General features: G+C 73.7%; 27 protein-coding genes. 11 read left to right on the top strand and 16 right to left on the bottom strand.

Annotation, left to right across the window (positions count from 1 at the left end; genetic code table 11):
* Nucleotides 1-61 precede the first annotated feature (61 nt).
* Nucleotides 62-1237: an MFS transporter gene (locus ACFPCY_RS17555; RefSeq protein WP_378256367.1), complete on the top strand. Its 1176-nt coding sequence runs from the start codon at nucleotides 62-64 to the stop codon at nucleotides 1235-1237.
* 139 nt (nucleotides 1238-1376) lie between these two features.
* Here the strand turns inward: ACFPCY_RS17555 and ACFPCY_RS17550 are convergent, their stop codons facing one another.
* Nucleotides 1377-4550 carry an AfsR/SARP family transcriptional regulator gene (locus tag ACFPCY_RS17550; RefSeq protein WP_378256365.1) on the bottom strand — a complete coding sequence of 1058 codons (3174 nt, stop codon included), beginning with the start codon at nucleotides 4548-4550 and terminating at the stop codon, nucleotides 1377-1379.
* A 48-nt stretch (nucleotides 4551-4598) separates the two neighbouring features.
* Here ACFPCY_RS17550 and def point away from each other — a divergent pair, with 48 nt between their 5' ends.
* A complete protein-coding gene (gene def / locus ACFPCY_RS17545; RefSeq protein WP_378256363.1) occupies nucleotides 4599-5147 on the top strand; it encodes a peptide deformylase in 549 nt (182 codons plus the stop codon).
* Nucleotides 5148-5183: 36 nt separating this feature from the next.
* Here the strand turns inward: def and ACFPCY_RS17540 are convergent, their stop codons facing one another.
* Together ACFPCY_RS17540 and ACFPCY_RS17535 are read right to left on the bottom strand one after the other, a co-directional pair.
* The gene (locus ACFPCY_RS17540; protein ID WP_378256361.1) at nucleotides 5184-5780 is read right to left on the bottom strand and encodes a DJ-1/PfpI family protein; all 597 of its coding nucleotides are present in this window, start codon (nucleotides 5778-5780) and stop codon (nucleotides 5184-5186) included.
* Complete coding sequence (locus ACFPCY_RS17535; RefSeq protein ID WP_378256360.1) at nucleotides 5777-6736, bottom strand: GlxA family transcriptional regulator; 960 nt, start codon at nucleotides 6734-6736, stop codon at nucleotides 5777-5779. Before ACFPCY_RS17535 ends, ACFPCY_RS17540 begins: the two co-directional genes overlap by 4 nt.
* 376 nt (nucleotides 6737-7112) lie before the next feature.
* On the opposite strand from ACFPCY_RS17535, the gene ACFPCY_RS17530 reads away from it, so the two are divergent.
* A complete protein-coding gene (locus ACFPCY_RS17530; protein WP_378256359.1) occupies nucleotides 7113-7271 on the top strand; it encodes a hypothetical protein in 159 nt (52 codons plus the stop codon).
* 112 nt (nucleotides 7272-7383) lie between these two features.
* Here ACFPCY_RS17530 and ACFPCY_RS17525 read toward each other — a convergent pair whose 3' ends face one another.
* The 4 genes from ACFPCY_RS17525 to ACFPCY_RS17510 form a co-directional block, all read right to left on the bottom strand.
* On the bottom strand, nucleotides 7384-7902 hold the full coding sequence (locus ACFPCY_RS17525; protein ID WP_378256356.1) for a GNAT family N-acetyltransferase: 519 nt from the start codon (nucleotides 7900-7902) through the stop codon (nucleotides 7384-7386).
* Nucleotides 7903-7964: 62 nt separating this feature from the next.
* Complete coding sequence (locus tag ACFPCY_RS17520) at nucleotides 7965-8765, bottom strand: thioesterase family protein (RefSeq protein ID WP_378256354.1); 801 nt, start codon at nucleotides 8763-8765, stop codon at nucleotides 7965-7967.
* Between the two features lie 75 nt (nucleotides 8766-8840).
* The gene (locus tag ACFPCY_RS17515; protein ID WP_378256352.1) at nucleotides 8841-9557 is read right to left on the bottom strand and encodes a DUF1269 domain-containing protein; all 717 of its coding nucleotides are present in this window, start codon (nucleotides 9555-9557) and stop codon (nucleotides 8841-8843) included.
* 103 nt (nucleotides 9558-9660) lie between these two features.
* Complete coding sequence (locus ACFPCY_RS17510; RefSeq protein WP_378256350.1) at nucleotides 9661-10080, bottom strand: carboxymuconolactone decarboxylase family protein; 420 nt, start codon at nucleotides 10078-10080, stop codon at nucleotides 9661-9663.
* A gap of 111 nt (nucleotides 10081-10191) precedes the next feature.
* Here ACFPCY_RS17510 and ACFPCY_RS17505 point away from each other — a divergent pair, with 111 nt between their 5' ends.
* A complete protein-coding gene (locus ACFPCY_RS17505) occupies nucleotides 10192-11133 on the top strand; it encodes a LysR family transcriptional regulator (protein ID WP_378256348.1) in 942 nt (313 codons plus the stop codon).
* Nucleotides 11134-11139: 6 nt separating this feature from the next.
* Here the strand turns inward: ACFPCY_RS17505 and ACFPCY_RS17500 are convergent, their stop codons facing one another.
* Nucleotides 11140-12195 carry a S1 family peptidase gene (locus ACFPCY_RS17500; protein ID WP_378256346.1) on the bottom strand — a complete coding sequence of 352 codons (1056 nt, stop codon included), beginning with the start codon at nucleotides 12193-12195 and terminating at the stop codon, nucleotides 11140-11142.
* 395 nt (nucleotides 12196-12590) lie between these two features.
* Here ACFPCY_RS17500 and ACFPCY_RS17495 point away from each other — a divergent pair, with 395 nt between their 5' ends.
* The 4 genes from ACFPCY_RS17495 (at nucleotide 12591) to ACFPCY_RS17480 (ending at nucleotide 14619) form a co-directional block, all read left to right on the top strand.
* Nucleotides 12591-13067 (top strand): RrF2 family transcriptional regulator, encoded by a 477-nt coding sequence (locus tag ACFPCY_RS17495; protein WP_378256344.1) that lies wholly within the window; start codon nucleotides 12591-12593, stop codon nucleotides 13065-13067.
* 88 nt (nucleotides 13068-13155) lie between these two features.
* Nucleotides 13156-13611 (top strand): carboxymuconolactone decarboxylase family protein, encoded by a 456-nt coding sequence (locus tag ACFPCY_RS17490; RefSeq protein WP_378256342.1) that lies wholly within the window; start codon nucleotides 13156-13158, stop codon nucleotides 13609-13611.
* A 247-nt stretch (nucleotides 13612-13858) separates the two neighbouring features.
* On the top strand, nucleotides 13859-14401 hold the full coding sequence (locus tag ACFPCY_RS17485; RefSeq protein ID WP_378256340.1) for a hemerythrin domain-containing protein: 543 nt from the start codon (nucleotides 13859-13861) through the stop codon (nucleotides 14399-14401).
* A gap of 2 nt (nucleotides 14402-14403) precedes the next feature.
* Nucleotides 14404-14619, top strand: a complete 216-nt coding sequence (locus ACFPCY_RS17480; RefSeq protein ID WP_378256338.1) for a hypothetical protein — start codon at nucleotides 14404-14406, stop codon at nucleotides 14617-14619.
* A gap of 94 nt (nucleotides 14620-14713) precedes the next feature.
* On the opposite strand, the gene ACFPCY_RS17475 is transcribed toward ACFPCY_RS17480, so the two are convergent.
* Both ACFPCY_RS17475 and ACFPCY_RS17470 read right to left on the bottom strand, forming a co-directional pair.
* The gene (locus tag ACFPCY_RS17475) at nucleotides 14714-15472 is read right to left on the bottom strand and encodes an MgtC/SapB family protein (protein ID WP_378256336.1); all 759 of its coding nucleotides are present in this window, start codon (nucleotides 15470-15472) and stop codon (nucleotides 14714-14716) included.
* 116 nt (nucleotides 15473-15588) lie between these two features.
* Entirely contained in the window at nucleotides 15589-15951 is a 363-nt protein-coding gene (locus tag ACFPCY_RS17470; RefSeq protein WP_378256334.1) for a DUF3140 domain-containing protein, read from the bottom strand.
* A 150-nt stretch (nucleotides 15952-16101) separates the two neighbouring features.
* Here ACFPCY_RS17470 and ACFPCY_RS17465 point away from each other — a divergent pair, with 150 nt between their 5' ends.
* Nucleotides 16102-18183, top strand: coding sequence for a catalase (locus ACFPCY_RS17465; RefSeq protein WP_378256333.1), 2082 nt, complete (start codon nucleotides 16102-16104; stop codon nucleotides 18181-18183).
* A gap of 81 nt (nucleotides 18184-18264) precedes the next feature.
* Here the strand turns inward: ACFPCY_RS17465 and ACFPCY_RS17460 are convergent, their stop codons facing one another.
* Together ACFPCY_RS17460 and ACFPCY_RS17455 are read right to left on the bottom strand one after the other, a co-directional pair.
* Nucleotides 18265-19128 (bottom strand): polysaccharide deacetylase family protein, encoded by an 864-nt coding sequence (locus tag ACFPCY_RS17460; RefSeq protein WP_378256331.1) that lies wholly within the window; start codon nucleotides 19126-19128, stop codon nucleotides 18265-18267.
* Between the two features lie 124 nt (nucleotides 19129-19252).
* The gene (locus ACFPCY_RS17455; RefSeq protein WP_378256329.1) at nucleotides 19253-20269 is read right to left on the bottom strand and encodes a nitronate monooxygenase; all 1017 of its coding nucleotides are present in this window, start codon (nucleotides 20267-20269) and stop codon (nucleotides 19253-19255) included.
* Between the two features lie 101 nt (nucleotides 20270-20370).
* Here ACFPCY_RS17455 and ACFPCY_RS17450 point away from each other — a divergent pair, with 101 nt between their 5' ends.
* On the top strand, nucleotides 20371-21279 hold the full coding sequence (locus tag ACFPCY_RS17450; RefSeq protein WP_378256327.1) for an NAD(P)-dependent oxidoreductase: 909 nt from the start codon (nucleotides 20371-20373) through the stop codon (nucleotides 21277-21279).
* Nucleotides 21280-21319: 40 nt separating this feature from the next.
* On the opposite strand, the gene ACFPCY_RS17445 is transcribed toward ACFPCY_RS17450, so the two are convergent.
* From ACFPCY_RS17445 to ACFPCY_RS17430, 4 genes are all read right to left on the bottom strand, one after another.
* Nucleotides 21320-21778, bottom strand: coding sequence for a DUF4334 domain-containing protein (locus ACFPCY_RS17445; RefSeq protein WP_378256325.1), 459 nt, complete (start codon nucleotides 21776-21778; stop codon nucleotides 21320-21322).
* 107 nt (nucleotides 21779-21885) lie between these two features.
* Nucleotides 21886-22995: an NAD(P)-dependent alcohol dehydrogenase gene (locus tag ACFPCY_RS17440; protein WP_378256324.1), complete on the bottom strand. Its 1110-nt coding sequence runs from the start codon at nucleotides 22993-22995 to the stop codon at nucleotides 21886-21888.
* A 56-nt stretch (nucleotides 22996-23051) separates the two neighbouring features.
* Nucleotides 23052-24302 carry a cytochrome P450 gene (locus ACFPCY_RS17435; protein ID WP_378256322.1) on the bottom strand — a complete coding sequence of 417 codons (1251 nt, stop codon included), beginning with the start codon at nucleotides 24300-24302 and terminating at the stop codon, nucleotides 23052-23054.
* A gap of 101 nt (nucleotides 24303-24403) precedes the next feature.
* Nucleotides 24404-25168, bottom strand: coding sequence for a crotonase/enoyl-CoA hydratase family protein (locus tag ACFPCY_RS17430; protein WP_378256320.1), 765 nt, complete (start codon nucleotides 25166-25168; stop codon nucleotides 24404-24406).
* A gap of 121 nt (nucleotides 25169-25289) precedes the next feature.
* Here ACFPCY_RS17430 and ACFPCY_RS17425 point away from each other — a divergent pair, with 121 nt between their 5' ends.
* The gene (locus ACFPCY_RS17425) at nucleotides 25290-26027 is read left to right on the top strand and encodes a PaaX family transcriptional regulator C-terminal domain-containing protein (RefSeq protein WP_378256318.1); all 738 of its coding nucleotides are present in this window, start codon (nucleotides 25290-25292) and stop codon (nucleotides 26025-26027) included.
* Nucleotides 26028-26078: the final 51 nt, after the last annotated feature.

The raw sequence follows: 26078 nt of genomic DNA, 5'->3' as shown, positions 1-26078 counted from the left end.
GATCCCCCGGCGCGCCGGGCGGCGGACGATGGGAGGCCCGTCCCCCGGAAGGAGCCCGCTGGTGAGCGTCCGCGATGTCCCGGCCCCGGCCGCCGCCCGGCCGACGATCTTCACTCGGGCGTTCCTCGGCCTGCTGTGGTGCTCGCTCGGCGGGATGGCCGCCTGCTACCTGCTGATGTCCACGCTCCCGCTGTTCGTGGCGCGGCACGGCGGGGGCGGGTTCGGCGCGGGGCTCTGCACGGGCGTGATGATGCTCGCGACCGTCCTGGTCGAGCCGCTGATCCCGCGGCTCGCCTCGCGCTACGGATACCGGATGACGCTCGCGGGCGGGCTTCTCCTGCTGGGGCCGCCGTCGGCGCTGCCGATCCTGTCCGGGTCGCTGCCCATGGTGCTGCTGGCGTGCGCGCTGCGCGGGGCCGGGCTCGGCGTGCTGGTCGTGGCGGGCACCGCGCTCGCCGCCGAGTCGGTCGCGCCCGAGCGGCGCGGCGAGGCGCTCGGCGTCTACGGGGTGGCGGTCGGCATCCCGGCGCTGTCGTGCCTGCCGCTCGGGATCTGGCTCAGCGGGCACGCCGGGTTCTCCACGGTGTTCGTCGCCGCCGCCGTCGTGGCGGTGGTCCCGCTGGCCGTCCTCGGCGGGCTGCCCGGCGTCCGGTGCGAGGACGACCCGGCCGAGCACGGCGGGCTGCTGCGGGCGGCGCGGCGGCCGGAGCTGGCCCGGCCGGCGCTGATCTTCGCGGCGGTCACCTTCGCCACCGGCGTGCTCCAGACGTTCGTGCCGCTGGCGGTGCACGGCGCCGCGGCCGGGCTGGCGGCGGGCGCGCTGTTCGCGCAGTCGGTGGCGACGCCGCTGACGCGCTGGATGTCCGGGCGGTTCGCGGACCGGTACGGCGCGCGGCCCCTGCTCGTCCCGATGGTGCTGCTCACCGCCGCCGGGGCCGGGACGCTGGTCTGGACGGGCAGCCCGGTCGCGGTCGTCGTCGGGCCGCTGCTGTTCGGGGCCGGGTTCGGCATCGCGCAGTCCTCGACGCTGGCGCTGATGTTCGACCGCGTGACCCGGCCGGAGTACGGCCGGGTCAGCGCGCTGTGGAACGTGGCGTACGACGCGGGGATGGGCGTCGGCGCGGTCGGGTTCGGCATCGTGGTGTCCGTGGCGTCCTACGCGGGCGGCTTCGCGCTCACGGCCGGGCTGCTCGCGCTGACCCTCGTCCCGGTGCTGCTGGACCGGCGTGCCCGGTAGGTCTTCAAGGTGATGTTCTCGGCCGTCCTCCGGACGCTGTTCGCGATCATCCGCGATCGAGGTGCCCGAGATCAGGGTGTTCTTCGTCATGCCCCCGGCTCTGCGAGAGGCCGCTCACCGCGCGCACACCGCCGGTGAGTCAGAAGTCGGGGAAGACGCGCAGCGGCGATTTCCGGATGGTCTCCTCGGAGAGGCCCGCGAGGCGCAGGACGTCTTCGTGGCTGAGACGAAGGCCCTCGCGGTAGGCGGCGGTGTAGGCGTCGTCGCCGAGTTGCGCGCGCGTGGCCTTCTCGATGGCGGCGACTTCGGGATCGGCCACGGCGTCCATGCCGCGCAGGACGGTCGCCCCACCGAGCATCCGCGCCGTCTGCTCGCCCTCGTGCACGCGCGCGAGAGCGACCATCCCGCGCGCCCCCTCGGACAGTGCCCCGATGACCGCCGCGACCTCGATCGCCTGCCGGTACAGGTCCGCCGCCTTCGGGTCGGGCTCTGCGATGCGTCCCAAGCCGATGAGCGTGCGGACGCGGTTTCCGACGCTCTTGACCCACGTGGGATCGAAATGGTCCAGAGCCTCTTCGTAGAGGCGTTGCGCTCCGGCCGTGTCGCCTTCGGCGAGGGCGACGTCCGCCAGGCCGCGCAAGGCCGCCGCCAGGCAGGTCGCGTTGCCCGCCCGGCGGGCCACCGCCGCCGCTTCGGCGTAGTCGGCGCGGGCCGCCTCCAGGTCGTCCGGGGCGCGGAGGTCGCCCCGGTTGCAGAGCAGGTCGGCGACGTCGTCGGCCGCGCCGAGCTCCGCGCCGAGCGCGAGCGCCTCGTCGATGAGGGCGATGGCGCGGACGGCGTCCCCGGAGATCGCGGCGAGCGTGGCCAGGGCGTCCAGCGCGAGCGCCGTCCCCCAGCGTTCGCCCAGCTCGCGGAAGCCGTCGGCGGCGGCCTGGTACTCCTGCTCGGCCTGGCCGAGATCGCCCTGCGCGAGCTGCGGATACCCCGACATCAGCCGCGCCGCCGCACGCGCCCACGGGTCCGGGCTGTCGCGCTCGGCCCTCAGCGTCCTGAACTGGACGTCCACGTCACCGCCGCCGACCGTGTTCATGAGCCACTGCAAGGACGCCATGGAGTTGCGCAGCGGACGTCCGGCCTCCGCCAGCGCGACGGCCGCCATCTCCCGCTGCCGGTCGGTCGCGTGCGCCCCGGCGATCGTGACGCAGACCGCGAACTCCTCGCCGGGCAGGTCCGCGCCCGGCCGGTCGGCGCCGGGCAGTTCCAGGAGCGCGGCGGCGAGCGGCGCGGCCGAGCCCGCCAGCCCCCTGATCCACAGGTAGGTGGACATCGCGCTCAGCAGCCGGGACGCCGCTCGCACGCGCCCCGCGCCGATCGCCCGGCGCAGCGCCGCGATCAGGTCGTCGTGCTCGGCCGCGAGGCGGTCGAGGGCGGCGAGCTGGCCGTGCCCGAGCAGGTCGGCGCCCTCGGCGAGGTCGAGCAGGTGGGCGGCGTGCGCCGCGTGGAACTCCTCGGCCTCGCCCGCCTCCGCGAGCTTCTCGGCCCCGTAGGCACGGATCGTCTCCAGCATCCGGTAGCGGCCGTTGGAGAAGTCGAGGAGCGAGCGGTCGGCGAGCGCGTCCAGGGTCGCCTCGTGCGCGCGCGTTACCGCCTTGGCGGACGCGGCGGTCGCTCCTCCGGCGAACACGGTGAACCGGCGCGCCGCCCTGCGTTCCTCGCCGGTGAGCAGCTCCCAGCTCCAGTCGACGACCGCGCGGAGCGTCCGGTGCCGGGCGTCGGCCGTCCGGCTGCCGCGCGCGAGCAGCGCGAACCGGTCGTCCAGGCGGGCCGCCACGTCGGACAGCTCGTGCGTGCGCAGCCGGGCCGCCGCCAGCTCGATCGCGAGCGGCAGGTCGTCCAGCGCCGCGCAGACCTTCCGGACGAGCGTCCCGTCCAGCACGACGTCGCGGCGCGCGGCCCGCGCCCGCTCCTCGAACAGCCGGACGGCGTCGTCCTGCGGCAGCGGCCGGACCTGCCAGAGGCGCTCGCCCGCCACGTCCAGCGGCTCCCGGCTCGTCGCGAGGACGCGCAGGTCCGGGCATGCGGAGAGCAGCCGCCAGGCGAGGTTCGCGGCGTCCGCGACGACGTGCTCGCAGTTGTCCAGGACGAGCAGCAGGGCGCGGTCCGCGAGCGCGGCGACGAGCCGCTCCTCCGGGTCGGGGTCGCCCCCGCCGCCGAGCAGCCCGCGCTCGCGCAGGCCGAGCGCCTGCAACACCGCCTGCGCCGGATCGGCGACGGGGGCGAGCGGCGCGAAGGCGACCTCGCCGTCCCAGCGCCGCGCGACCTCCCCCGCCAGGCGCGTCTTGCCGACGCCGCCCGGCCCGAACAGGGTGACGAGCCGTCCGGACGCCAGCCCGTCGAGGACGCCCGCGACGTCCTCGTCCCGGCCGACGAACCCGCTGATCGGGGTACCCGGACGCGAGACCCGGGCGGCAGGCTTCTCAGCGTGCTCAGCGGCAGGCTTCTCAGCGTGCTCAGCGGCAGGCTTCTCAGCGTGCTCCGCGGCGGGCTCTGCGGCGGGCTTCGCAGCGGGCTTCGCGACGGGCGTTCCCTGGAGCAGGGCGCGGTGCAGCGCGACCAGTTCGGGCGACGGGTCCGCGCCCAGCTCTTCGGCCAGCAGGACGCGCGTCTCCTCGTAGAACGCCAGCGCCTCCGCCTGACGGCCGCTTCCGGCGAGCGCGCGGATCAGCAGGGCGCGCAGGTCCTCCCGGAGCGGATGCCGCGCGATCAGGTCGCGCAGCTCGGCGACGGCGGCGTCATGGCGGCCGAGGGCGAGGTCGGCTCCGGCGCGGGCGACGAGCGCGGCGAAGCGCAGCTCGTCCAGGCGGGTGGCGGCGGCGGTGCCGGACGCCGTCTCCGACGCGTCCGCGAAGGCCGGTCCGCGCCACAGCCCGAGCGCCTCGCCGAGCAGATCGGCGGCCCGGGACGCGTCCCCGGCGGTGAGCGCGGCACGCCCGTCCTCCGCGAGCGACTCGAACCGCGCCGCGTCGACCTCCGCGCAGGTCAGGCGGTACCCGGCCGGGGTGATCTCGATGTCGGCGTCCGGGCGGAGGACGGCGCGCAACCGCGACACCTGCGACTGCAACGCGTGCCCCGCGTCGCCGCCGGCCCGGAGGCGGTCGCCGTACAGCTCGTCCGCGAGCCCCTCGGCCGACACCGCCTCCCCCGGCCGGACGAGCAGCAACGCCAGCAACGCCCGGCGGGACGGGCCGCCGAGCGGGACCGGCGTCCCGTCCGGCCGCCACGCCGCCGTCGAACCGAGCACCCCGAACCGCATGACCGGTGATTATCGCGGTGAACCGCGCACCGCGCGCGGCTGGCTACCATGCGGACCATGACGAGCGGACAGGCACGACCGATCACCCTGGTGGGGGACCCCGTCCTCCACCGGCCCCTGCGTGCGGTGGAGAGCTACGACGCCGACCTCGCCGCCCTGGTGGACGACATGTTCGCCAGCATGTACGAGGCGGACGGCGTCGGCCTCGCCGCGAACCAGATCGGCGTGGACCTGCGCGTGTTCGTCTATGACTGCCCCGACGCGGACGACGTGAACCGCAAGGGCGTCGTCTGCAACCCCACGCTCGTCCTGCCCGAGGGCCCGGACCGCCACCTCGACGACGGCGAGGAGGGCTGCCTGTCGGTGCCCGGCCCGCACGCGCCGGTCGCGCGCCCCGACACCGCCACCTGCCACGGCTTCGACGTCCAGGGCAACCCCGTCACGGTGGAGGGGACGGGCCTGCTCGCCCGCTGCCTCCAGCACGAGACCGACCACCTGAACGGCAAGCTCTACATCGACCGCCTCTCGGCGCGCGCCCGCAAGAAGGTGCTGCGCGAGATGGAGGAGATGCGCGCCGAGGCCGAGCAGTCCGCCTGACCCCCGCCGGGCCGGCCCCGCGGTCAGTTCGCGGGGTCAGCCCGCGTGGCTCGCGTAGGGCGGTTGCGGGTAGTACTGCACGTACTTCTGGACGCCTCGCGCGTGATCGACGCCGTGGAGCTGCCCGATCAGCCACAGCGCCATGTCGATGCCCGCCGACACGCCCTGGCTCGTGACGACGTCGCCCTCGACGACGAAGCGCTCGTCGCGGACGAGGGTGACGCCCTCGCGCGACTCCAGCTCGTCCTCGGCGGCCCAGTGCGTCGCCGCGCGCTTGCCGCGCAGCAGCCCGGAGTCGTGCAGGAGCAGCGAGCCCGTGCACACGCTGGTCACCCAGCGGACCTTCGGCGCGGTCGCGGCGATCCAGCCGGTGATCACCGGGTCCCGGCCCGCGGCGACCCGCCCGTTCCCGCCGGGCACGAGCAGGACGTCCAGGTCCGGCGCGTCCTCGAAGGTGTGGTCCGGCAGGACGCGCATGCCCTTGTTGCAGCGGACGGGCGCGTCCGTCTTGGAGATCAGCACGGCGCGGTCCGCGCCCTCGCGGGTGAGCGCGGAGGCCGTGAAGATCTCCCACGGCCCGACGAAGTCCAGCTCCTCCGCGCCCTCGAACAGCAGCAGTCCGTAGGTCGTCATCGTTCGTCCCTTCCTGTCGTTCGGAACCGTTCGCGGTAGTCGGACGGTGCGACTCCGACCGTCCGGTGGAAGGCCCGGCGCAGGGTCTCGCCGGTGCCGAAGCCGAGCCGCCGGGCCAGCGCCTCGACCGGTTCGGCGGTCTCGGCGAGCGCCCGCCGCGCCGCCTCGATCCGCACCCGCTCGACGTACACGCCGGGCGGGACGCCCATCTCGGCGGCGAACCGGCGCTGCAGGTGCCGGGGGCTGAGCCCGGCGCGCCCGGCGAGGTCGCCCACGGCGTGCCGGTCGCCGGGCCGGGCGTTGATCGCGTCCACGGCCGTCCGGATCGGGTCGCTCTCCGGACGCGCCGTCCACAGCGGCACGCTGAACTGCGACTGGCTGCCCGGCCGGCGCAGGAACAGCACCAGCTCGCGGGCCACCCGGTGCGCCGCGTCCCGGCCGAGGTCGTCCTCGACCAGGGCGAGCGCGAGGTCCATGCCGGCGGTCACGCCCGCCGACGTCCAGATCCGCCCGTCCCGGACGAAGATCGGGTCGCAGTCCACGACGGCCTCCGGATGCGCCCGGCGCACCTGCTCCGCGCGCCCCCAGTGCGTGGTGACGCGCCGGCCGTCGAGCAGCCCGGCCGCGCCGAGCAGCAGCGCGCCGCTGCACACCGACGCCACGCGCCGGGCGCCCCGCGCGGCCTCCCGGATCCAGGCGACGAGCGCCTCGTCACCGGTGGCGGCGTCCACGCCTCTCCCGCCGACGACGACGAGGGTGTCGACGCCGTCCGCGGGGTCGAGGTCGCGCACTCCGTGCCGGACGACGACCGGCAGCCCGCTGCGCGTGGTGACCTCCCCGGCCTCCGCCGCGACGATCAGGCACTCGTATCGTCCGGTGAACGAGAAGACCTCCAGCGGCCCGGTGAGGTCCAGCGACTGGAACCCCTCGAAGACCACGAACACGATCCGCTTCACACCAGCGAGCCTCGCGCCCGCCGGCCGATGGCGTCAACGACACGTACCCCACAGATCGCGCCAAACGGCGGCCACGCCATTCTTCCGCGAATTAACGGTTGACAACCGCCCCGCGGGCCCCGCTATTATTTCGGCCATGGAGCTGTGATTCATCTTCCGGGTTGAGCCGCCCGCCACGCGCCCGTCCTGACGGCGTGCGCCTGCCGCGGCCCGCTCCCCATCCTCCCCTCTCGGCCGTCCTTCGGCTTCGTTCCGCATGTCTTTCCGGGCCCGTCCGCCCGTGCTCAGCCGTGCGTCACGCCCGCCTTCGGACCGCCAAGCCTTTTTTCGCGGCCTTTTCCAGGCCGAATTCGAGCATGCCCGGAGGTGTCTCTTCATGCGATTCCACAACGACGACAACCCGCCCTTCGCCAAGGCCCTGGCGAAGAAGAAGGCCAAGCGCGACTTCCCGAATCCGCGCACGGCGGCGCTGCCGAACCGCGCCCGCCAGAACGCCGGCCGCCAGCCGACCCGCCAGTTCAACCGGGGCCGGTAGCTCCACCGGGGCCGGTGGGCCCTCCCGTCCGGCCGCCCCGCCCGGGGCGGCCGGACGCTCTCATCCTCCGGACGCTCTCATCCTCCGGACGCTCGCATCCCTCCGGAGGCTCTCATCCCTCCGCGCGGACGACCTGGTAGAGCACGTGGTCCTGCCAGCGTCCGGCGATCTTGCAGTAGTCCGGCGCGAGCCCGCACCGGACGAACCCGTTGCGCTCCAGCACCTTCTGCGACCGGGCGTTGTGCACGAGCGTGGCCGCCTGCACCCGGTGCAGGTCCAGGTCCTCGAACGCGATGCGCACGATGTCGGCGACGGCGCGCGTCGCCAGCCCGCGCCCGTTCGCCGTGCCGCTCACCCAGTAGCCGAGGTTGCCCGACTGGAACGCTCCACGAACGATGTCGACCAGGTTGACGCGGCCGGCGATCTCGCCGCCGTCCAGGATCACGCGCGGCATCGCCTTCCCGCGCGCGTGGTCGTCGAGCATCACGGCCAGCAGCGCGCGCTGCCGGGCCTCGGTGAAGAAATCCTCGTCGCGGGCGGGCTCCCAGGGGGCCAGGAACTCCCGGTTCGCGGCGTACAGCGCGGCCAGTTCGGCGGCATCGTCGAGGGTGACGAGTCGGGTGGTGCTCATCCGTCCATGATCTTCGAAAGGCGCCCGAGCCGGTACCTCGTCCGGATGTCCGCGGACGGCGCTCAGCCCGCCGGACGGCACAGGAGCTGGCCCGCGGCGGACGCCAGCAGGCGCCGGTCGCGCGACCAGACGCGCGAGCGGTAGCCGATCAGGCCGTCCTCGGCGATCTCCGAGCGCGCCTCCGCGTACAGCCACTCCTCCGCCGCGCCCGACCGGTGGAACTGGACGTTCAGGTCCAGGTTCGGCGCGATGAAGCCCGTGTCGGTCAGGTGCCGGTTCCACGCGGCGGGGAAGGCCAGCACGTCCAGCAGGACGAGCTGGCGTCCGACGTCGTCCGTGCTGTGCTTCAGGAACCGGTACCAGCCGTGCGTGAACGCCTCACCGGACGGCCCCTCCCCGTACGTCACGGCGCGCGAGTCGATGTTCTCCCACAGCGGCGGCGGATCGAGCGTGTCCGGCGAGGACAGCTCGGCGAAGGTCGGCTGCCCCTCCGGGTCGGGGATGTCGTCCGGGAGGCGCGCGTCGTCGTGGCGCATGCCGGGCTGGCCGTCCGCGACGAGCCAGGCCAGCGCCTCGGCGAGCGGGACGCCGTCCTGCGCCATCGTCACCCGGACGGCCTCGGCGCGGCGTGCGCTCCGGGTCGTCACCGCCGTCAGCTCGACCGGCGCGAACCGGCCGGACTTGAGGAACTGGCAACTCAGCGAGGCGATCCGGGGCAGCTCGCCGTGGGTCAGGGCCGTCCGGGCCAGCACGGCCGCGACGTACCCGCCGTTCGGGCCCCAGGCGCTCCACTCGGGGGACAGCTCGGCCGTGTAGTGGCCGTCCGCGCCGCGCACGGCCGCGTCGATCGCGAGATCGCCCATGGTGCGACGGTAGGCGCGAGGACCGCCCGCCGCGACCGGTTTTCAGCGAGGCGGGCGGACGGCGCCGAAGGAAGATCAGTCGGCGGGCACGGCCTCGGTGCGGGTCCGGTCAGCGGTCGCCTGCATGCCCTGCCCATCGGCGGACGCCCGCACGCCCTCGCCCCCGGCCGACGCCCGCACGCCCTCACCACCGGCCGACGCTCCCACGCTCTGCCCATCGGCGGACGCCCGCACGCCCTGCCCGTCGGCCGACGCCTGTGCGCCCTGACCACCGGCCGGCGCCCGGCCGGACTCGGGCGGGTGCGCGGGGCGGTGCTGGAGGGCGTCGCGGAGGTGCCGTTCCTGCTCGTCCGACAGCGAGGTCCGGATGACCTGGCCGCCGAACGGCGCGAGCTCCGGCAGGACCTTGTCCGGCGTGCTCTTCTCGATGAGCAGGAAGACCGCCGCCGCGCCCGGACGCAGCCCCTCGCCGAGGCGGCGCATGAAGCCGTCGTCCACGCCGATGTCGGTCGCGGCGCCCACCGCGGCCCCCGTCGCGCCGCCGATCACCGCGCCGAGCAGCGGCTGAAGGAAGATCAGCCCGATCAGCCCGCCCCACAGCGCGCCGCCCGCCGCGCCCCCGGCGACGGTGTTCACCGCCTGGTGCAGCCTGATCCCTCCGTCCTGCCCGCGCTCGACCACCACCGCGTCCGACACCTCGATGACGTGCTGCTTCTGCAGCTCCATCACCCGCTGCCGGACCCGCTGGGCGGTCTCCACGTCGCCGTAGGCGATCGCCACGAGATCACTCATTGCCGGTTCCCCCCGGTCGTCCGGAACGGCGGACGGCCGTCCCGGCGGGATCCCTACCCGCCCTCCGCGATCTTCCACCGGCCCGGCCGGCTCGATCGCGGTCTCAGTCCGAGGCCGGGCGGTCGCCGCTGTTGCGGACCGGCGGCAGACCGCGCTCGGCGAACACCCGCTTGGCGACGAGGGTCGCGTTGATCGCGCGCGGCATCCCGCAGTAGACGGCCGAGTGCAGCAGCGCCTCGGAGATCTCCGTCGGGGTCAGCCCGACGTTCAGCGCGGCGTTGATGTGCACGTCCAGCTCGATCTCGCAGCCGCCGAGCGCGGTCAGCACGCCGAGCGTGACGAGCTGGCGGTCGCGGGGCGGGAGCTGCGGGCGGTCGTACATGTCGCCGAAGGCCCACGCGACGACCTGGTGGCCGAGCTCGGGCGACACGTCGCCGAGCGACTCGACGACGCGCTGCCCGCCCTCGCCGTCCACCTTCTCCAGGATCGTCATGCCGTGCTCGAAACGCTCCGAACGGTCCATCACCGGGCTCCTTGTGTCGGTTCCTTGCGGTGACTCGATCCTGGCGCGATTCCGGAGCTTCTCAGCCCTGCGGGCATCGACGTCTATGCTGCCTATGCCTAGGAGGTATGGATGGAGATTCGGTTGCTCGGCTACGTCGTCGCGATCGCCGAGGAGGGCTCGATCAGCGCCGCGGCGCGGCGGCTGCACCTGACGCAGCCGACGCTGAGCCGCCAGCTGCGCGAGCTGGAGCACGAGCTCGGCACGCGGCTGTTCGAGCGGCGGGGGCGCGGGCTCGCACCGACCGAGACCGGGCGGGCGCTGCTGCGCCGGGCGCGGGTGATCCTCGCCGAGGCGGACGCGGCGCTGGAGGACGTCCGGCTCGCCGCGCGCGGCCTGTCCGGACGGCTCACGGTCGCGTTCGGGCCGTCCGGGATCAACGGGCCGCTCGGCGCCGCGCTCGGCCGGCTGCGCCGCGAGCTGCCGGGCGTGGACCTGCGGCTGCACGAGAGCTTCAGCGACGCCGACATGTCCGACGGCGTGCTGGACGGCCGCTACGACCTGTCCGTCCACCGGCTGCCGATGCGGGACGCCAGGCTCGCGACGCGGGTCTGGTGGCGGGAGCCGATGACGCTGTTCGTGCCCGAGCGGCACGCGCTGGCGGCCGGGACGGGTCCGCTGCCGCTGGACGCGCTCGGCCGCATCCCGCTGGTGCTGTGGCCGCGCGAGGCGTCCGCCCGCTCGCACGACGAGATCGTGGCGCTGTGCGACCGGGCCGGGGTGGCGCCGCGCGTCGCGGCCGAGGGACGGACCGTCCCGACGCTGCTCGCCCTGGTCGCGGCCGGGTTCGGCGGCGCGGTGCTCGCCGACTCGATGCGCTCGCTGCGCCGGGCCGGGGTGGCCGCGCGGCCGCTCGCCGGGACGACCACCACCCAGCACCTGGTCTGGCGCGCGGACGATCCGGACCCGCTGGTCGAACGGGCCCGCGACGTCCTGGCGGAGCTGGGCGGGCCCGCGACCGGCGGGGGATCCCGGCCGGCCGAAGGCGGGGTGGCGACGGCCGGCCGGGAGTAGGGGGCGTCAGCCCACGTCGACGCCGTAGGCGCTGAGGACGGGCGGGACGGGCTGGAAGAAGGTCTCGCCGCCGGACGAGCAGTCGCCGCTGCCGCCGGAGGTGAGGCCGAGCGCGGAGGTGCCGTCGAACAGCGAGCCGCCGCTGTCGCCGGGCTCGGCGCAGACGTCGGTGTCGATCAGGCCGCTGACGGTGCCCTCCTGGTAGGTGACGGTCGCGTCGAGGCCGTTCACGGTGCCGTCGTGCAGGCCGGACGTGCTGCCGCTGCGCTGGACGGACTCGCCCACGTAGGCGTCCGCGGCCTGGGTGATCGGCTGGGTGCCGCCGTAGTACAGGTCCACGTCGCTCGGGTGGTCGGCGCCACCGGTGTACTGGACGATCGCGTAGTCGGTGCCGGGGAACCGGCTGTCGATGGTGTTGCCGAGCTGGTTGCCGCTCTCGTCCGTCCAGTAGGAGGAGTCGTTGCCGCAGTGGCCCGCGGTGATGAAGTAGGCGTTACCGCTGGAGTCGTGCACGTTGAAGCCGAGGGAGCAGCGCACGTTCGCGCCGTAGATCGCGTCGCCGCCGCTGATGAGCGGACGGAACGTGCCGCGGACCTGCTTCATCCGCACGGTCGATCCGAGCTTGCCCGCCGCGGCCTTCACCTTGGCGAGCTTCGCGCCGGTGACCGTGCTGTCCACCGACACCACGACCTGGTCGGTGCGCGGGTCGATGTACCAGGCGGTCCCGGGCACGCGGGCGGTCTTGTCCAGTTGCGCGGTGGCGGCGCGCAGCGCGGTGCCGTCGCGGGCGACGGTGCGCGGCTCGGCGCCCGCCGCGCGGACGGTGCGGGCGTCGGCGTCCCTGGTGACCGTGACGACGAGCTTGTGGGTCGTCCGGTCCAGGTACGCTCCGGCGGATCGGCCGCCGAGCTGCTTGGCCAGCGTGGCGGCGGTCCGGGCGGGGTTCGGGGCGGGGGTGGGCTTCGGCTGGGCCGCGTGCGCGCCGGGTACGGCTGCGGCGGCCAGCGCCGCGGCGGCGAGGACGGTCAGTCCGGTGCGCCGCGGCAGGTGGTGGGAGCTCACGGGGTTGTCCTCCGTGCGATGTGGGCGCGTACCTTGTCGACGCGCCCGCGGGCGACCGGCGCTCCAACGGGCACACCCGCACAGACCGTCGGCCACGCACGCGTCCCCAACGCGCTGGCCGCAAGAGCGGCCCCCTCGGCTATGGCGGTACCGAGGGGACCGCACCGTCGCGGTCGGCTCCGGACGCGACGCGTCCTTGGCGGTGGAGCACACCCGACGGCGGGGTGGGAGCCCCGGTCTCCCCTGAAGCCTGAACGTCCGCTCAGAGCAGGACAATGGTTCCGGCGGCCATGTAGGGCAATCCCTATCCGGTTTCCACCGTCAGGTCCCGCTCGGCGGGGCGCGGGCCGCCGTTGCGCGCGCCGAACTGGATATGTAAGGTCCTGATTGTGCGGATGAACGAGGGCGTGGAGTGGGCGGTGCACGTCTGCCTGCTGCTCGACTGGCTGGGCTCGGACGAGCCGGTCTCGACCACACGGCTGGCGTCGGGGTACGAGCTGCCGCCGCCCTACCTCAACAAGCAGCTCCAGGCGCTCGCGCGGGCCGGGATCCTCGCCTCGACGCCGGGCGCGCGGGGCGGCTTCCGGCTCGTCCGGCCGCTGGAGAAGATCACCATGATGGACGTGGTGACCGCGATCGAGGGCCCGGACGAGGCGTTCCAGTGCACCGAGATCCGGCGGCGGGGCATGGGCGCGAACCGCGCGGAGCGCGCCTTCGAGGTGCCCTGCACCGTCCACACGGCGATGCGCAACGCCGAGTTCGCCTGGCGGCGGGCTCTCGCGGCGCAGACGCTCGCCGACATCCGCGCCAGGACCGAGCGGCTGCTGCCCACCATGGGCGAGCGCGTCCGGGCCTGGTACGAGCTCAACTGACCCGTCCCCCGTGGCCGGAGCCGTCCGGCCGCCCGCGTTCTCCGCGGGCACCGAATCTGGATACGAATTATCCAGGAAAGGAAGTCCGATGAGGCGACTGAAGAACATCACGACCATCGCGGCGGACGCCTACCAGGCGATGCTGTCCCTGGAGGCGGCGCTCGGCCGCAGCGGTGTCCCCGAGGTGACCCTCGACCTGCTCCGGCTCCGCGTCAGCCAGATCAACGGCTGCTCCCTGTGCGTCGACATGCACGCCGCCGCGCTGAAGAAGGCGGGCCAGAGCGACGAGCGCATCTGGGCCGTGGCGGCCTGGCGCGAGGCGACCTGCTTCACCGACGAGGAGCGCGCGGCCCTGAACCTCGCCGAGTACGCCACCCGCATCGCCGACAACCCCGAGGGCGTCCCGGACGCCGTGTGGGACGAGGCCGCCGACCACTACAGCGAGTCCGACCTCGCCCACCTGGTGATGGCGATCGCCTCGATCAACGCCTGGAACCGCATCAACGTCACCGTCCGCAACCCGCCGCTCTCCAGGGCGCACTGACCCCGTCCTCACCAGTGGTGACCGCGTCTTTACGGCGCGCCGACCCCTGGCTTATGGTGAGCGCGAAGGGTCCGAAAGCATGGCCCCTCTCGTCGGCCCGGTCCACGATGAGGCGTCATGCACGGGCCTTTCGCCATTTCCGGCCTTCCCTCCCGAGCCGTCCGATCCGTTTCCCTCCGGGCGGTTGACGCCCTGTCGCGGGGTACCGGTGCCGGTGTCCCAGCAGACCCGAACAGGGAGGCACACCGTGGCCGAACAGGTCGTGGAACTGCTGCTCCGGCAGCACGAGGAGATCCGGCGGCTGTTCGCCGAGGTCGAGCGGTCCGAGGGCAAGGCCCGCCAGGACGCCTTCGACCGGCTCCGGCACCTGCTCGCGGTGCACGAGACGGCCGAGGAGGAGGTCGTCCACCCGTTCGCGCGGCGCGAGCTGCGCGACGGCGCGGACGTCGTGGAGGCCCGGCTCCGCGAGGAGAACGAGGCGAAGGGGATGCTCGAACGGCTGGAGAAGATGGGGCCGGACGACCCCGGCTTCCCCACGCTGTTCAGCCGCTTCCACAAGGACGTCGACGAGCACGCCAGGCACGAGGAGTCCGACGAGTTCCCCCAGATGACCGCGTCCGCGTCGCAGGAGCAGCTGCGCGGCATGGCGGCGGCCGTGAAGGCGGCCGAGGCGGTCGCCCCGACGCACCCGCACCAGGGCGTCGAGTCCCCCGCCAAGAACGTGGCGCTCGGCCCGGTCGCGGCCGTCATCGACCGCGCCCGCGACGCCATCCGCAAGGTCAAGGGCTGACCATGGCGAACACCGAGGGGCGGGACCCCGAGGAGCGGAACGCCGAGGACAGGCCGCTCGCCGACCGGCGCGCCGAGGCCGGCGCGCCCGAACCCGCGGACGCCGAGCCGGACTTCGCCGACGAGCACGCGCCCGGCCCGACCGATCCGCCGAACGCCGAGCCCGACGCGCCGGGCGGCGAGGCCGAGGGCTTCAGCCCGCACACCGAGATCCCGTGACCGCGGCGGCCGGCGGCGGCCCCCGAGACCGTCGCCGGCCGGCCGTCCGTCACCTATTCCTCCGGCCCGGAGTCCTCCCGGTCCGGACGGGTGCTCAGTCGCGGTCGTCCAGATCCTCGCCGGAGGTGACGGCGAGGACGCCGGGCTGCTCGGAGAGCGCGGCGGTGAGGTCGTGGACGTCGCCGGCGCCGTCCAGGACGAGGGTCACCGCGGCGGTGTGGGGCCGCTCGTCCTCGTCGCGCCCGCGCCGCTCGTCGCGTCCGATGTCGGCGTCGTCGTCCAGGTGGTCGCGGTCGACGGCGGCCTCCACGACCACGAAACCGCGGCCGGTGCATTCGGTGAGGACGCGTCTCAGCACGCCGCGCCCGTCCCGGTAGACCATGCGCACGCGCATGCGTCCCGGACGGCGGGTGAAGCGCTCCAACGGCAGCCGGCGGACGAGCGCGTTCAGCCCGAGCACCACCAGGAAGTGGCCCACGGTGACGGCCACGGCGAGCAGCCAGAGCCCGCCGCCCGCCGCCATGCCGACGGCGGCTGTCACCCAGACGACGGCGGCCGTGGTGAGGCCGCGCACCGCGTCCCGCCGGACGAAGATCAGTCCGCCGCCGATGAAGCCGATGCCCGACACGATCTGCGCCGCCACCCGGGACGGGTCGAACGACACGTGCGGGCCCGGCACGTCGGCGAAGCCGTACTTGCTGACCAGCATGAACAGCGCCGCGCCGACGCCGACCAGCGTGTGCGTGCGCAGCCCGGCGCTCTTGTTCCGCAGTCCCCGTTCGAGTCCGATCGCCGCCGACAGCACCAGCGCCAGCAGCAACTCGCCGAGTTCGACCCACCCCTGTCCCTGCATGCCCGCCCATCGCTCCCTTCGCTAACGGGGACCCTTTCCCCGTACACCGCACGGAGAAACCCGGCGGCGCGGAACGATTCAGGACAGCGCAGCAGGAAGGCCCTGACGGGGTCGGTTCAGATGTTCAGGGCGTTCTCCGGCTTGAGCGGGTCGTGGCCGACGCACATCAGGTCGTGCCGCCAGGCCGGGTCGGTCGCCCGGTTCGCCGGATGGTTCTCCAGCCGCTCCTCGACGTGCTCGACCACGCGCCGCATGGTCTCGACGTCCCCGCCGGTGAGGTCCACCTTGCGCTTGCGGAGCAGCTCCACCACGCGGGCGCCGAGCTCGGGCAGCCCCGAGCCGGGGTCCGCCGGGAGCGCCGTCTCGCCGGACGCGTCGGTCATCAGCCATTCCCGCAGCTCCTCCGAGGACATGTTGACCAGCCGGTGGAAGTCGTCCCAGAGCTGTTCGGTGTCGGCGTCGAGTCGTCGGTTGTTCATAAGTGTTCGCCTCCGGGGTCGCGGTCGGTTTCCTTGATCCCGCGTCGCCCTCCCCTACCCGGCCACGGCGGAGGCATTCGACCGCTTCGAGTGGGTTAACGCACGTCAGGAGGGGAGGGGAGGTGCACGGTACCGAGGAAGGAGACCACGATGTCCTCTGACAGGGACACCACGGCACGGGCGGGTAAGCAGCGGGACCTGGACCGCGCCAGGGTCGCGCCGGACGACGGGGCGCTGACCACCGACCAGGGCATCCGGGTGGACGACACCGACAACTCGCTGACCGTGGGCGAGCGCGGCCCGTCCCTCCTGGAGGACTTCCACCTCCGGGAGAAGATCACCCACTTCGACCACGAGCGGATCCCCGAGCGGGTCGTCCACGCGCGCGGATCCGGCGCCTACGGGCGGTTCCGGCCCTACGACGACTCGCTCGCCGAGTACACCGCGGCGCGGTTCCTGTGCGACCCGAGCGTGGAGACCGAGGTGTTCGTGCGGTTCTCGACCGTGGCGGGGTCGCGCGGCTCGGCGGACACCGTCCGCGACGTCCGCGGGTTCGCGACCAAGTTCTACACCGAGCAGGGCAACTTCGACCTGGTCGGCAACAACATGCCGGTGTTCTTCATCCAGGACGGCATCAAGTTCCCCGACTTCGTGCACGCGGTGAAGCCGGAGCCGCACAACGAGATCCCGCAGGCGCAGTCGGCGCACGACACGCTTTGGGACTTCGTCCAGCTCCAGCCCGAGACGATGCACATGATGATGTGGCTGATGTCCGACCGGGCGGTCCCGCGCAGCTACGCGATGATGGAGGGGTTCGGCGTCCACACGTTCCGGCTGGTGAACGCCGCCGGCCGCAGCACGTTCGTGAAGTTCCACTGGAAGCCCAAGCTCGGCGTCCACTCGCTGGACTGGGACGAGACGCAGAAGATCGCGGGCAAGGACCCCGACTTCAACCGGCGCGACCTGTGGGACAACATCGAGAACGGCGCCTACCCCGAGTTCGAGCTGGGCGTCCAGCTCGTGCCGGAGGAGGACGAGCACCGGTTCGGGTACGACCTGCTCGACCCGACCAAGATCATCCCCGAGGAGGAGGTCCCGGTCCGCAAGGTCGGCCGCATGGTGCTGGACCGGAACCCGGAGAACTTCTTCGCCGAGACCGAGCAGGTCGCCTTCCACATCGGCAACGTCGTGCCCGGCATCGACTTCAGCGACGACCCGCTGCTCCAGGCCCGGCTGTTCTCCTACCTGGACACCCAGCTCATCCGGCTCGGCGGCCCGAACTTCCCGCAACTGCCGGTGAACCGGCCGATCGCGACCGTCCGCAACCACCACCGCGACGGCTACCACCAGACCGAGATCGCGCAGGGCCGCGCGGCCTACCACCCCAACTCGCTGTCGGGCGGCTGCCCGGCGCTGGCCGGCGAGGGCGCCTACACGCACTTCCCGGAGCGGGTGGAGGGACGCAAGATCCGCAAGCGCGCGGACAGCTTCGCCGACCACTACTCCCAGGCGACGCTGTTCTGGAACAGCATGGCCGACTGGGAGAAGGGGCACATCGTCTCGGCGTTCCAGTTCGAGCTCGGCAAGGTCGAGCACAAGCACATCCGCGAGGGCGTCGTCGCGCACCTGAACGAGGTGGACCACGAGCTGGCCGTCCAGGTCGCCAAGGGCATCGGCGTCGAGCCGCCGAAGGCGACCGGCACGCCGAACCACGGCCGCACCTCGCCCGCGCTCAGCCAGGCGAACACCGCCGCCGACTCGCCCAAGGGCCGCAAGATCGCCGTGCTCGCCGCCGACGGCGTGGACTCGGGCGTCGTCGCGAGCATCGGCGAGTCGCTGGTCGGCGAGGGCGCGGTCGTGGAGATCCTCGCCGCCGACGACGGGACCGTGCAGGCCGCCAACGGCGCGCGCGTGGAGGTGACGCGCCGCCTCGCGACGGTCGCGTCCGTCCTCTACGACGCGGTGGTGGTGCCCGGCGGGCAGGAGTGCGTCGAGGCGCTCGCGGCGGACGGCGACGCCGTGCACTTCGTCGCCGAGGCGTTCAAGCACTGCAAGCCCGTCGCCGCGCACGCCGAGGGCCGCGAGCTGCTGGAGAAGGCGGGGATCGCCTTCACCGACGACGACCCGGCGCTGATCGTGGCGTCCGACGCGTCCGTGCTGGCCTCGCGGGTCGGCGTCGCGGTCGCGTCCCACCGCAACTGGACGCGGAAGAAGGACCACATCCCGGCCTGACCGCCGCTTCCCGGCTTCAGGAGGCCGTCAGGCGCGGACGAGCCTCCTGGGGTCCCGGCCGCGGCCCGCATTCCGGGGCCGTCAGGCGGGGGGCTGGACGTAGTCCTCCAGGCGGGCGACCGTGTAGCCCTGCTTGGCGATGCGCTTGAGGAGCGCGGCGAACATCTCGGTCATCGTCGCGCCCTTGAGCTCCTTCGGCCCGCGGAAGTGGGCGAGGATGATGTCGCCGGGGTGCAGCTTCTTCGTGCCGTCGTCGTACTGCATGTCGTGGATCTGCATGGACTCGCGCCAGAGCGCGATGCCGTGGATCCCGCAGGCCGCTGCCTCCTGCTGGGTGGCCAGGTTGTACATGCCGTAGGGCGGACGGAACAGGAACGGCCTGGTCTGGTACTGCCGCACGAGGATCGACTGGTCGCCGCAGATCTGCTGCTTCTGCGACTCCGGGCCGAGGCTGCGCATGACCGGGTGCGTCAGCGTGTGGTTCTGGATGTGGTTGCCGAGCGCCTGGAGCGGCTTGAAGTATCCGTAGTTCGCCCGGATGGCGTCGTTCATCAGGAACATCGAGAACGGCACCCGCAGCTCGCGCGCCATGTCGACGAACTTCGGGTCCTTCTCCGCGCCGTCGTCGATGGTGACGAAGACGATCTTCTCGGTGGTCGGCACCGTCCGGAAGACCTTCGCCGGGCCCTGCTTCGAGAGCTTGATCGGCTTGTCGGCGGGCGGCGCGGGCGCGGGGCGCATCGGCTTGAGGCCCCACTTCCCCCAGGCGGACGGATCGACCGCCGTGCCGTCCCTGCCCTTCACGTGCTCGGGACCGCCCTTGTCCGGGCCGCCGCTCTCGTCGGAGCCTCCCGAAACCTTGCATCCGGCCAAACCGGCCAGGAGCGCCGCGCAGCCCACGCCCGCGACGAGCCGCCCGAAGGCGGCGGAAACACCGGTCCCCACCCGGCAACCTCCCCGTCAAAGATCCCCGATGGGCACAACCTAGCGGCGTTTCACCCCTTTTGTTACCACCCGGCCGGACGCGGTGATCATCCCGGCCGTCGGCGCCGCCCGCCCGGGGGCCGGATCAGCGGGGCGTGAGGCGGTCCAGGACCTCGGCCGCCGGGGCCTCGGTGGCGCTGCGGAACGCCGTCCCGGCCCACAGGTTCACCACGTCCGCGTCGCCGCGCGCGGCGGCGGCCTTGCGGAGCGGGGAGGTGACGTAATGCACGTCCGGATAGGCGGCGGGGGCCTCGGCGGAGTACTCGGTGAGGAACCGGTTGACCAGGCCGCGCGCGGGCCGTCCGCTGAACGCCCTGGTCACGGCCGTCTCGGTGAAGCGCGGGTCGGCGAGGGCGGCCTTCGCCACGGGCGTCGCGCCGCTTTCCGGACAGCGCAGGAACAGCGTCCCGACCTGGACGGCGACCGCGCCGAGGGCCAGCATCTCGGCGACGTCCCCGGCGCTGCCCACGCCCCCGGCCGCGATCAGCGGCAGGCCGGTGACCTCCCGCACGGCGGGCAGCAGATCGCGCAGCGGCAGCGCGCCGTCGGTGGTGTTGGTGAACGAGCCCCGGTGCGCCCCCGCCTCCGTGCCCTGGACGCACAGCGCGTCCGCGCCGCAGTCCACGGCCTCGCTCGCCTCGTCCGCGGTCGTCACGGTCACGACGGTGGTGACGTCCGCCTGCCGGAACGCCCCGACCAGCTCGCGCGACGGGCAGCCGAAGGTGAAGCTGACCAGGGCGGGCGGGTCGGCGAGCAGGTCCTCGACCTTGGCGTCGAAGTCGTCGTCGCGGGCCTTGGGCGTGCCGAGCTCGACGTCCAGGCGGGACGCCTCGTCCGCGAGCCGGTCGCGGTAGGCCGCCACGGCGGCGTCGTCCACCTCGTCGCGGGACGGCATGAACAGGTTCACGCCGAACGGCCCGCCGGTCAGCGCCCGCGTGGCCCCGACGTCGGCGCGGAGCTGCGCGGCCGTCTTGTACCCGGCGGGCAGGAAGCCCAGGCCACCGGCCTCCACCACGGCCGCGACCAGCTCCGGGGTGCCCGCCCCGCCCGCCATCGGCGCCAGCACGACGGGCTTGCGCCCCGCCCACTCCGCCCCGCCCATAGGGACCTCCCGAGATCGCGCGGGGCCCCCGGCGGCGGGGACGCCCCGTCCCTCGGCAAGATAGTCCGCGGACGGCGCGAGGCGATCAGGAGGGGCCCGAGGTGCGAATCCTGCTGCACTACGACGGGGAGTTCGAGCGACCCGGCTGGGATGTGGCGATCTGCTCGGAACAGGACGAGGCGCGCTTCGGTGAGCTGCTGCCGGAGGCCGAGGTGATCTGGCACGTGCTGCGCCCGCTGACCGCCGCGGACTTCGACCGCGCGCCGAAGCTGCGGCTCGTCCAGAAGCTCGGCACGGGCGTCAACACGATCGACCTGGACGCGGCCGAGGCGCGCGGCATCGCGGTCGCGAACATGCCCGGACGCAACGCCCAGGCCGTCGCCGAGACGAGCCTGCTGCTCATGCTCGCGGCCCTGCGCAAGGTCGTCGCGTTCGACGCGCGCACGCGCGCGGGACGCGGCTGGCCCGCCGAGCGCGCGCTGACCGGCGGCGAGATCGCCGGACGGACGGTCGGCCTGCTAGGCGGCGGCGAGATCGCCACGCTGCTGCGCGGGATGCTGACCGCGATCGGCGCGAACGTCCTGATCACCTCGCGGACGCCGCGTCCGGACGACCCGGCCTGGCGTCCCCTGGACGACCTGCTCCGCGCGAGCGACATCGTGTCGGTGCACATCCCGCTCACCGACGAGACGCACCACCTGCTGGACCGCGAGCGGCTGGCGCTGCTGCGGCCCGGCGCGATCGTCGTGAACACCGCGCGCGGCGCGATCATCGACGAGGCGGCGCTGATCGACGCCCTCGACTCCGGGCGGCTCGCGGGCGCGGGCCTGGACGTTTTCGAGCAGGAGCCCGTCCGGGCCGGCAACCCGCTGCTGGAGCGCGAGGACGTCGTCGTCATGCCGCACGTCGCGTGGCTCACGCACGAGACGTGGGACCGGTACTTCGAGGTCGCGATGGAGAACGTCCGCCGCCTGGAGAGCGGCGGCGAACTCCTCCACCGCGTCCGCTGAGGCGCCCGGGCGAGACGGTCAGGGCTGGCGGGCGAGACGGTCAGGGCTCGCGGGTGAGGTGGAAGTAGAGCACCGACGCCTCGCCCTTGGCGTCCATCGCGCCCATCACCACGTCGGGCGAGATCCGGCGGAAGTGGTCGATGATCGGCCGCCCGTCGTAGATCATCGCGGCGGACGCGACGCCGTCGAAGACGACCTCGCGCAGCCGCGCCGAGCCCATGCCGTCGTAGGTGTAGAGGCCGCCGTCGTCGGTGCGGCAGACGAGCGGGTCCACGTCGTCCGCGTCGTGGAACCGCTTGCCGTACCAGCGCAGCCGGGTCAGGAGCCGGGCCATCCGGTCCTCGTGGTCGAACACCCCGCCGCGCCAGAGCCCGGTGAGGTCGGCGACGGCGACGGGCGGCAGGGCCCGGAACAGCGGCGCGAGCTCGCCCGGCGACGGGCGCTCTTCTCCGAGAACGAGGGCGAGGGCGCGGGATTCGGTGCTGACGGACGTGCTCATGTCCACCTCGGAAAGATTGACGGACGTCGCGAAGCGAGTGCAGCGAAGGGCGGTGCGGTGCGGGCCCACCGTCCCCGGTGACGGAGCGGGCCCGGGCGGACCCGTCCCTACGGCAGCAGGACGGGCTTGACGGTCGTGCCGGACAGGGCGTCCGCCTCGGCGCGGGCGATGTCGGCGAGCGGATAGGTCCGTACGAGGCGGTCGAACGGCAGCAGGCCGCGCCGCCAAAGCTCGATCATGCGCGGGACGAAGGTCTGGGGAACGGCATCGCCCTCGATGATGCCCCGTACCGTCCGGCCCATGAGCATGAGGGTCGAATCCAGGCGATAGTCCTCCCTACCCACCCCGACGAGACCGCACACTCCGGTGGTCCGCAGCGCGGCGAGCGCGGTCGCGACGACCTCCGGACGGGCCGTGGTGTCGAGCGCGTGGTGGAAGCCGTCCGGAACCAGGGCGCGGAGCCGCCGCGCGAGGTCCGGGTCCGCGCCGTCGAGGGCGTGCGTCGCGCCCAGTTCCAGGGCCAGCTCGCGGCGGGAGGGCAGCAGGTCGACGGCCACGACCGGGCCCGCGCCGGTGAGGCGCGCGGCCATCACGGCGGCCAGCCCGACCGCGCCCGCGCCGAACACCGCGAGCGCCTCTCCCGGACGGACCGAAAGGGCCAGCAGCACCGAGCCCGCGCCCGTCTGGATCCCGCAGCCGAGCGGCCCGAGCAGTTCGATCGGCGCGTCGGCGTCCACCTTCACGGCGTTCCGGACGGTCGCGAGCGCGTGCGTGGCGAACGACGACTGCCCGAACCAGCGGTTGTGGACGGGCGTTCCGGCCTTGTCGAAAGCGCGCGGACGGCCGTCCGCAACGGCGGCGGCCATGTTGAGCCGCGCCATGTCCGCGCAGTAGCCGGGCCGCCCGTCGCGGCAGGTGCCGCATCGTCCGCACGAGTCGTACGAGAGCACCACGTGGTCGCCGACCGCGAGCCCGCCGCTCTCCCCCGGCCCGAGCGCCTCCACGACGCCCGACCCCTCGTGCCCGAGGACGACCGGCTTCGGCACGCGGTCGCCCGGGACGCGTCCGAGCAGGTCGGTGTGGCACAGGCCCGTCCCGGCGATCCGGACGAGCACCTCGCCCGGCCCCGGCTCGGCCAGCTCGACCGGCTCCAGCGAGTAGGGCGCGTCGTGGGCTCGCAGGACCGCCGCCGTCGCCGACACCGTGCTTCCGGCCACTCCGCTCCCGGACGCTCCGCTCCCGGACACTCCGCTTGCTGACGCCATGGGCGCGGTCAGCCCTTCAGGGTGTAGCGGATCGGGAGGCGCTTGAGGCCGCCGACGAACGTCGTCGCGATGCCGATGGGTTCGCCGTCCGGCTCGACCGATTCGAGCCTCGGAAGCAGTTCCTCGAAGAACGCGCGGACCTCGATCCGCGCGAGCGCCGCGCCGAGGCAGTAGTGCACGCCGAATCCGAACGCCAGGTGCTTGTTCGGGTCGCGGCCGACGTCGAAGCGGAACGGGTCGGCGAAGACGTCCTCGTCCCGGTTCGCGCTCGGGTAGGAGAGCAGGAGCGAGTCGCCCGCGCGGATCGGGACGCCGCGCAGCTCGTAGTCGGTCGTGGCCGTCCGCATGAACTCCTTCACCGGCGTCACCCAGCGGATCATCTCGTCCACGGCGAGCGGCATCAGCGCGAGGTCGCCGCGCAGCCGTTCGAGCTGGTCCGGGTGCGTCATCAGCGCGTGCAGCCCGCCCGCGATCGTGGACGAGGTGGTGTCGTGCCCCGCCGTCGCGATGATCACGTAGTAGGACGCGGTGTCCATGTCGTTCAGCGGCTCGCCGTCCACCCGGGCGTTCGCGATCGCCGAGGCCAGGTCGTCGGTCGGGCGCGCGCGGCGGGCGGCGGTGAGCTCCTGGAAGTAGGCGAAGAAGTCGAGCAGGACGGTGAGCTTCTCCTCGGCCGTCGTGCCGCGCTGGAGCTCGGCGTCGTCGCCGCCGAAGAGCTCCTGCGTGAGCTTCAGCATCCGGTCGAAGTCGGACTCGGGCAGGCCGAGCAGCGACAGGATCACGTACAGCGGGAAGTGGACGGCGACCTCCCGCGCGAAGTCGCAGCGTCCGCCGAGGTCGGCGAGCCGGTCCACGTAGCGGCGGGCGAGCTCCCGCACGCGCGGTTCGAGCGCGCGCATCGCCTTCGGGCGGAACCAGTCCGCGCCGATCGCCCGGATGACGCGGTGGTCGGGGTCGTCCATGTGGATGAGCGTGCGCAGGGCCGTGCCCTGCGCGATCCGCTCGGCGTTGAACGCGTCGAACTCGGCGGTGCCGAGGATCGGGCGCGGCGCGTTGAGGAACAGGTCGTGCCGCCGCTCGACTTCCAGGACGTCCGCGTGCCGGGTGACCGCCCAGAACGGGTTGTAGCCGTCCTGCTCGACCCGGTGCACGGGCGACTCGCGGCGCAGCAGCGCGAGCGCCTCGTGGAACCGGGCGTCGTCGGCGTACGCGGACGGCGTCGCGAGGACCCGGCCGGCCTCGTCCACGGTCATCGTCATGTCGGCTCCTCACGGTGGTCCGTTAGGAACCTAAGAGCCGAATACGGTTCGGTCAACCCCGGATGATCTTGTTCGACTCCAGCCGGGTCCCGGCGGGGGCGTCAGATGTCCGCGAAGTCGCCGTGCCGGCCACGGCCGGCGGCGAAGCGCGCGGCACCGGTGACGGCGGCGTCGAGACCGCCCAGGCCGTGCCGGTACTCGGCCGCGATCGCCTCGTCCTCGGGCAGTCCCTCGCACTCCAGCACCGAAAGGCGGTCGCCGCGCAGCGTCGGCTGCGGGAAACGGGCCAGCTCGGCGGCCAGTTCCTCGGCCGCGCGGCGTGCCGTCCCCGGCGGGACGAGCCGGTTCGCCAGGCCGATGGCGAGCGCCTCGCGCGCCTCCACCGGACGCCCGCTGAGGATCATGTCCATCGCGCGGGACGTCCCGATCAGCCGGGGCAGCCGGAACGTGCCGCCGTCGATCAGCGGGACGCCCCAGCGGCGGCAGAAGACGCCGAACACCGCGCCCTCCTCGACGACACGGAGGTCGCACCAGAGCGCCAGTTCCAGTCCGCCCGCGACGGCGTGCCCGGCGACGGCCGCGACGACCGGCTTGGACAGGCGCATCCGGGTCGGGCCCATGGGGCCGTCGCCGTCCGGGGCGACGCGGTTGGCGCGGCCCTCGCCGAGGCCCTTGAGGTCCGCGCCCGCGCAGAACGTCCCGCCCTCGCCCCACAGGACGGCCACGGACGCGTCCGGGTCGGCGTCGAACGCGCGGAACGCGTCCGCCAGCTCGGCGGCGGTCGGGCCGTCCACGGCGTTGCGGACCTCGGGCCGGGAGAGGATCACGGTGGTGACGGGTCCGTCACGTTCGACTCGGACGCCCATGGCTCGCTCCCTACCGTCCGTCGTCGCGGGGCGGTCCCTACCGCGCCCCACCCCCGACTCGGACATTACATGTCTCCTGCACGCGATGGAAGTATGTAATCACGGTAGGGTCCGGCTCAGGATGACGAACCAGCTGGGGCTGCGTCCCCTCACCGCCCGGTCGGTCGTGCTCAGCACGCTCCTCGGCGTGCACCCGCCCCGGCTCCCCGCCCGCTACCTGGTCCGCGTCGGCGAGCGGTTCGGGATCGCCGAGGGCACCGTGCGGGTCGCGCTGTCCCGCATGGTCGCGGCGGGCGACCTCGTCCAGGCGGACGGCGCCTACGCGCTCACCGACCGGCTGCTGTCCCGCCAGCGCCGCCAGGACGAGTCGCGCGAGCCCCGCACCCGCCCCTGGGACGGCCGGTGGGAGATCGCCGTCGTCACCGCCGAACGCCGCCCCGCCGCCGACCGCGCCGCGCTCCGCCAGGCCATGTCCGAACTGCGCCTCGCCGAACTGCGCGAGGGCACCTGGCTGCGCCCGGCGAACCTCGCCCGGCCGCGCCCGGAGATCGTGGAGCGGCAGTGCGTGTTCCTGACCGGCCGGCCCGAGCAGCCGCCCGGCCGGCTCGCCGCCGGCCTCTGGGACCTCGCCGGCTGGGCCGGCACCGCGCGGGCGCTGCTCGACGCGCTCGACGCGTCCGACACCTTCGCCGAGCAGTTCACCGTTTCGGCCGCCGTCCTGCGGCACCTGCTGAAGGATCCGCTGCTCCCGGACGACCTGCTTCCGGACGGCTGGCCCGGCCTCGAACTCCGCGAGCACTACCGCGACTTCGCCGCCGGGTTCGAGCGCCTCATCCTCGAACAGGTCGGCACGGTATAGGGGGCTTACGCCTACCCTGACCGTGGGCCAAGGGCGACTGTGCGGCGCGTT

It is taken from the genome of Actinomadura gamaensis, from assembly GCF_042652125.1.
Lineage (GTDB): Bacteria > Actinomycetota > Actinomycetes > Streptosporangiales > Streptosporangiaceae > Spirillospora > Spirillospora gamaensis.
This window is presented reverse-complemented; position numbering and strand designations above follow the sequence as displayed.

Excerpts from the sequence above, each read along its gene's own strand:
- ACFPCY_RS17550 (WP_378256365.1), bottom strand. The coding sequence starts at position 4,550 with ATGCGGTTCGGGGTGCTCGGTTCGACGGCGGCGTGGCGGCCGGACGGG.
- ACFPCY_RS17520 (WP_378256354.1), bottom strand. The coding sequence starts at position 8,765 with ATGGGCGATCTCGCGATCGACGCGGCCGTGCGCGGCGCGGACGGCCAC.
- ACFPCY_RS17430 (WP_378256320.1), bottom strand. The coding sequence starts at position 25,168 with ATGGGCGTCCGAGTCGAACGTGACGGACCCGTCACCACCGTGATCCTC.
- def (WP_378256363.1), top strand. The coding sequence starts at position 4,599 with ATGCGGACCATGACGAGCGGACAGGCACGACCGATCACCCTGGTGGGG.
- ACFPCY_RS17455 (WP_378256329.1), bottom strand. The coding sequence starts at position 20,269 with ATGGGCGGGGCGGAGTGGGCGGGGCGCAAGCCCGTCGTGCTGGCGCCG.
- ACFPCY_RS17470 (WP_378256334.1), bottom strand. The coding sequence starts at position 15,951 with ATGAACAACCGACGACTCGACGCCGACACCGAACAGCTCTGGGACGAC.
- ACFPCY_RS17525 (WP_378256356.1), bottom strand. The coding sequence starts at position 7,902 with ATGAGCACCACCCGACTCGTCACCCTCGACGATGCCGCCGAACTGGCC.
- ACFPCY_RS17540 (WP_378256361.1), bottom strand. The coding sequence starts at position 5,780 with ATGACGACCTACGGACTGCTGCTGTTCGAGGGCGCGGAGGAGCTGGAC.
- ACFPCY_RS17505 (WP_378256348.1), top strand. The coding sequence starts at position 10,192 with ATGGAGATTCGGTTGCTCGGCTACGTCGTCGCGATCGCCGAGGAGGGC.
- ACFPCY_RS17510 (WP_378256350.1), bottom strand. The coding sequence starts at position 10,080 with ATGGACCGTTCGGAGCGTTTCGAGCACGGCATGACGATCCTGGAGAAG.
- ACFPCY_RS17445 (WP_378256325.1), bottom strand. The coding sequence starts at position 21,778 with ATGAGCACGTCCGTCAGCACCGAATCCCGCGCCCTCGCCCTCGTTCTC.
- ACFPCY_RS17495 (WP_378256344.1), top strand. The coding sequence starts at position 12,591 with ATGAACGAGGGCGTGGAGTGGGCGGTGCACGTCTGCCTGCTGCTCGAC.
- ACFPCY_RS17530 (WP_378256359.1), top strand. The coding sequence starts at position 7,113 with ATGCGATTCCACAACGACGACAACCCGCCCTTCGCCAAGGCCCTGGCG.
- ACFPCY_RS17515 (WP_378256352.1), bottom strand. The coding sequence starts at position 9,557 with ATGAGTGATCTCGTGGCGATCGCCTACGGCGACGTGGAGACCGCCCAG.
- ACFPCY_RS17480 (WP_378256338.1), top strand. The coding sequence starts at position 14,404 with ATGGCGAACACCGAGGGGCGGGACCCCGAGGAGCGGAACGCCGAGGAC.
- ACFPCY_RS17490 (WP_378256342.1), top strand. The coding sequence starts at position 13,156 with ATGAGGCGACTGAAGAACATCACGACCATCGCGGCGGACGCCTACCAG.
- ACFPCY_RS17465 (WP_378256333.1), top strand. The coding sequence starts at position 16,102 with ATGTCCTCTGACAGGGACACCACGGCACGGGCGGGTAAGCAGCGGGAC.
- ACFPCY_RS17425 (WP_378256318.1), top strand. The coding sequence starts at position 25,290 with ATGACGAACCAGCTGGGGCTGCGTCCCCTCACCGCCCGGTCGGTCGTG.
- ACFPCY_RS17475 (WP_378256336.1), bottom strand. The coding sequence starts at position 15,472 with ATGCAGGGACAGGGGTGGGTCGAACTCGGCGAGTTGCTGCTGGCGCTG.
- ACFPCY_RS17435 (WP_378256322.1), bottom strand. The coding sequence starts at position 24,302 with ATGACGATGACCGTGGACGAGGCCGGCCGGGTCCTCGCGACGCCGTCC.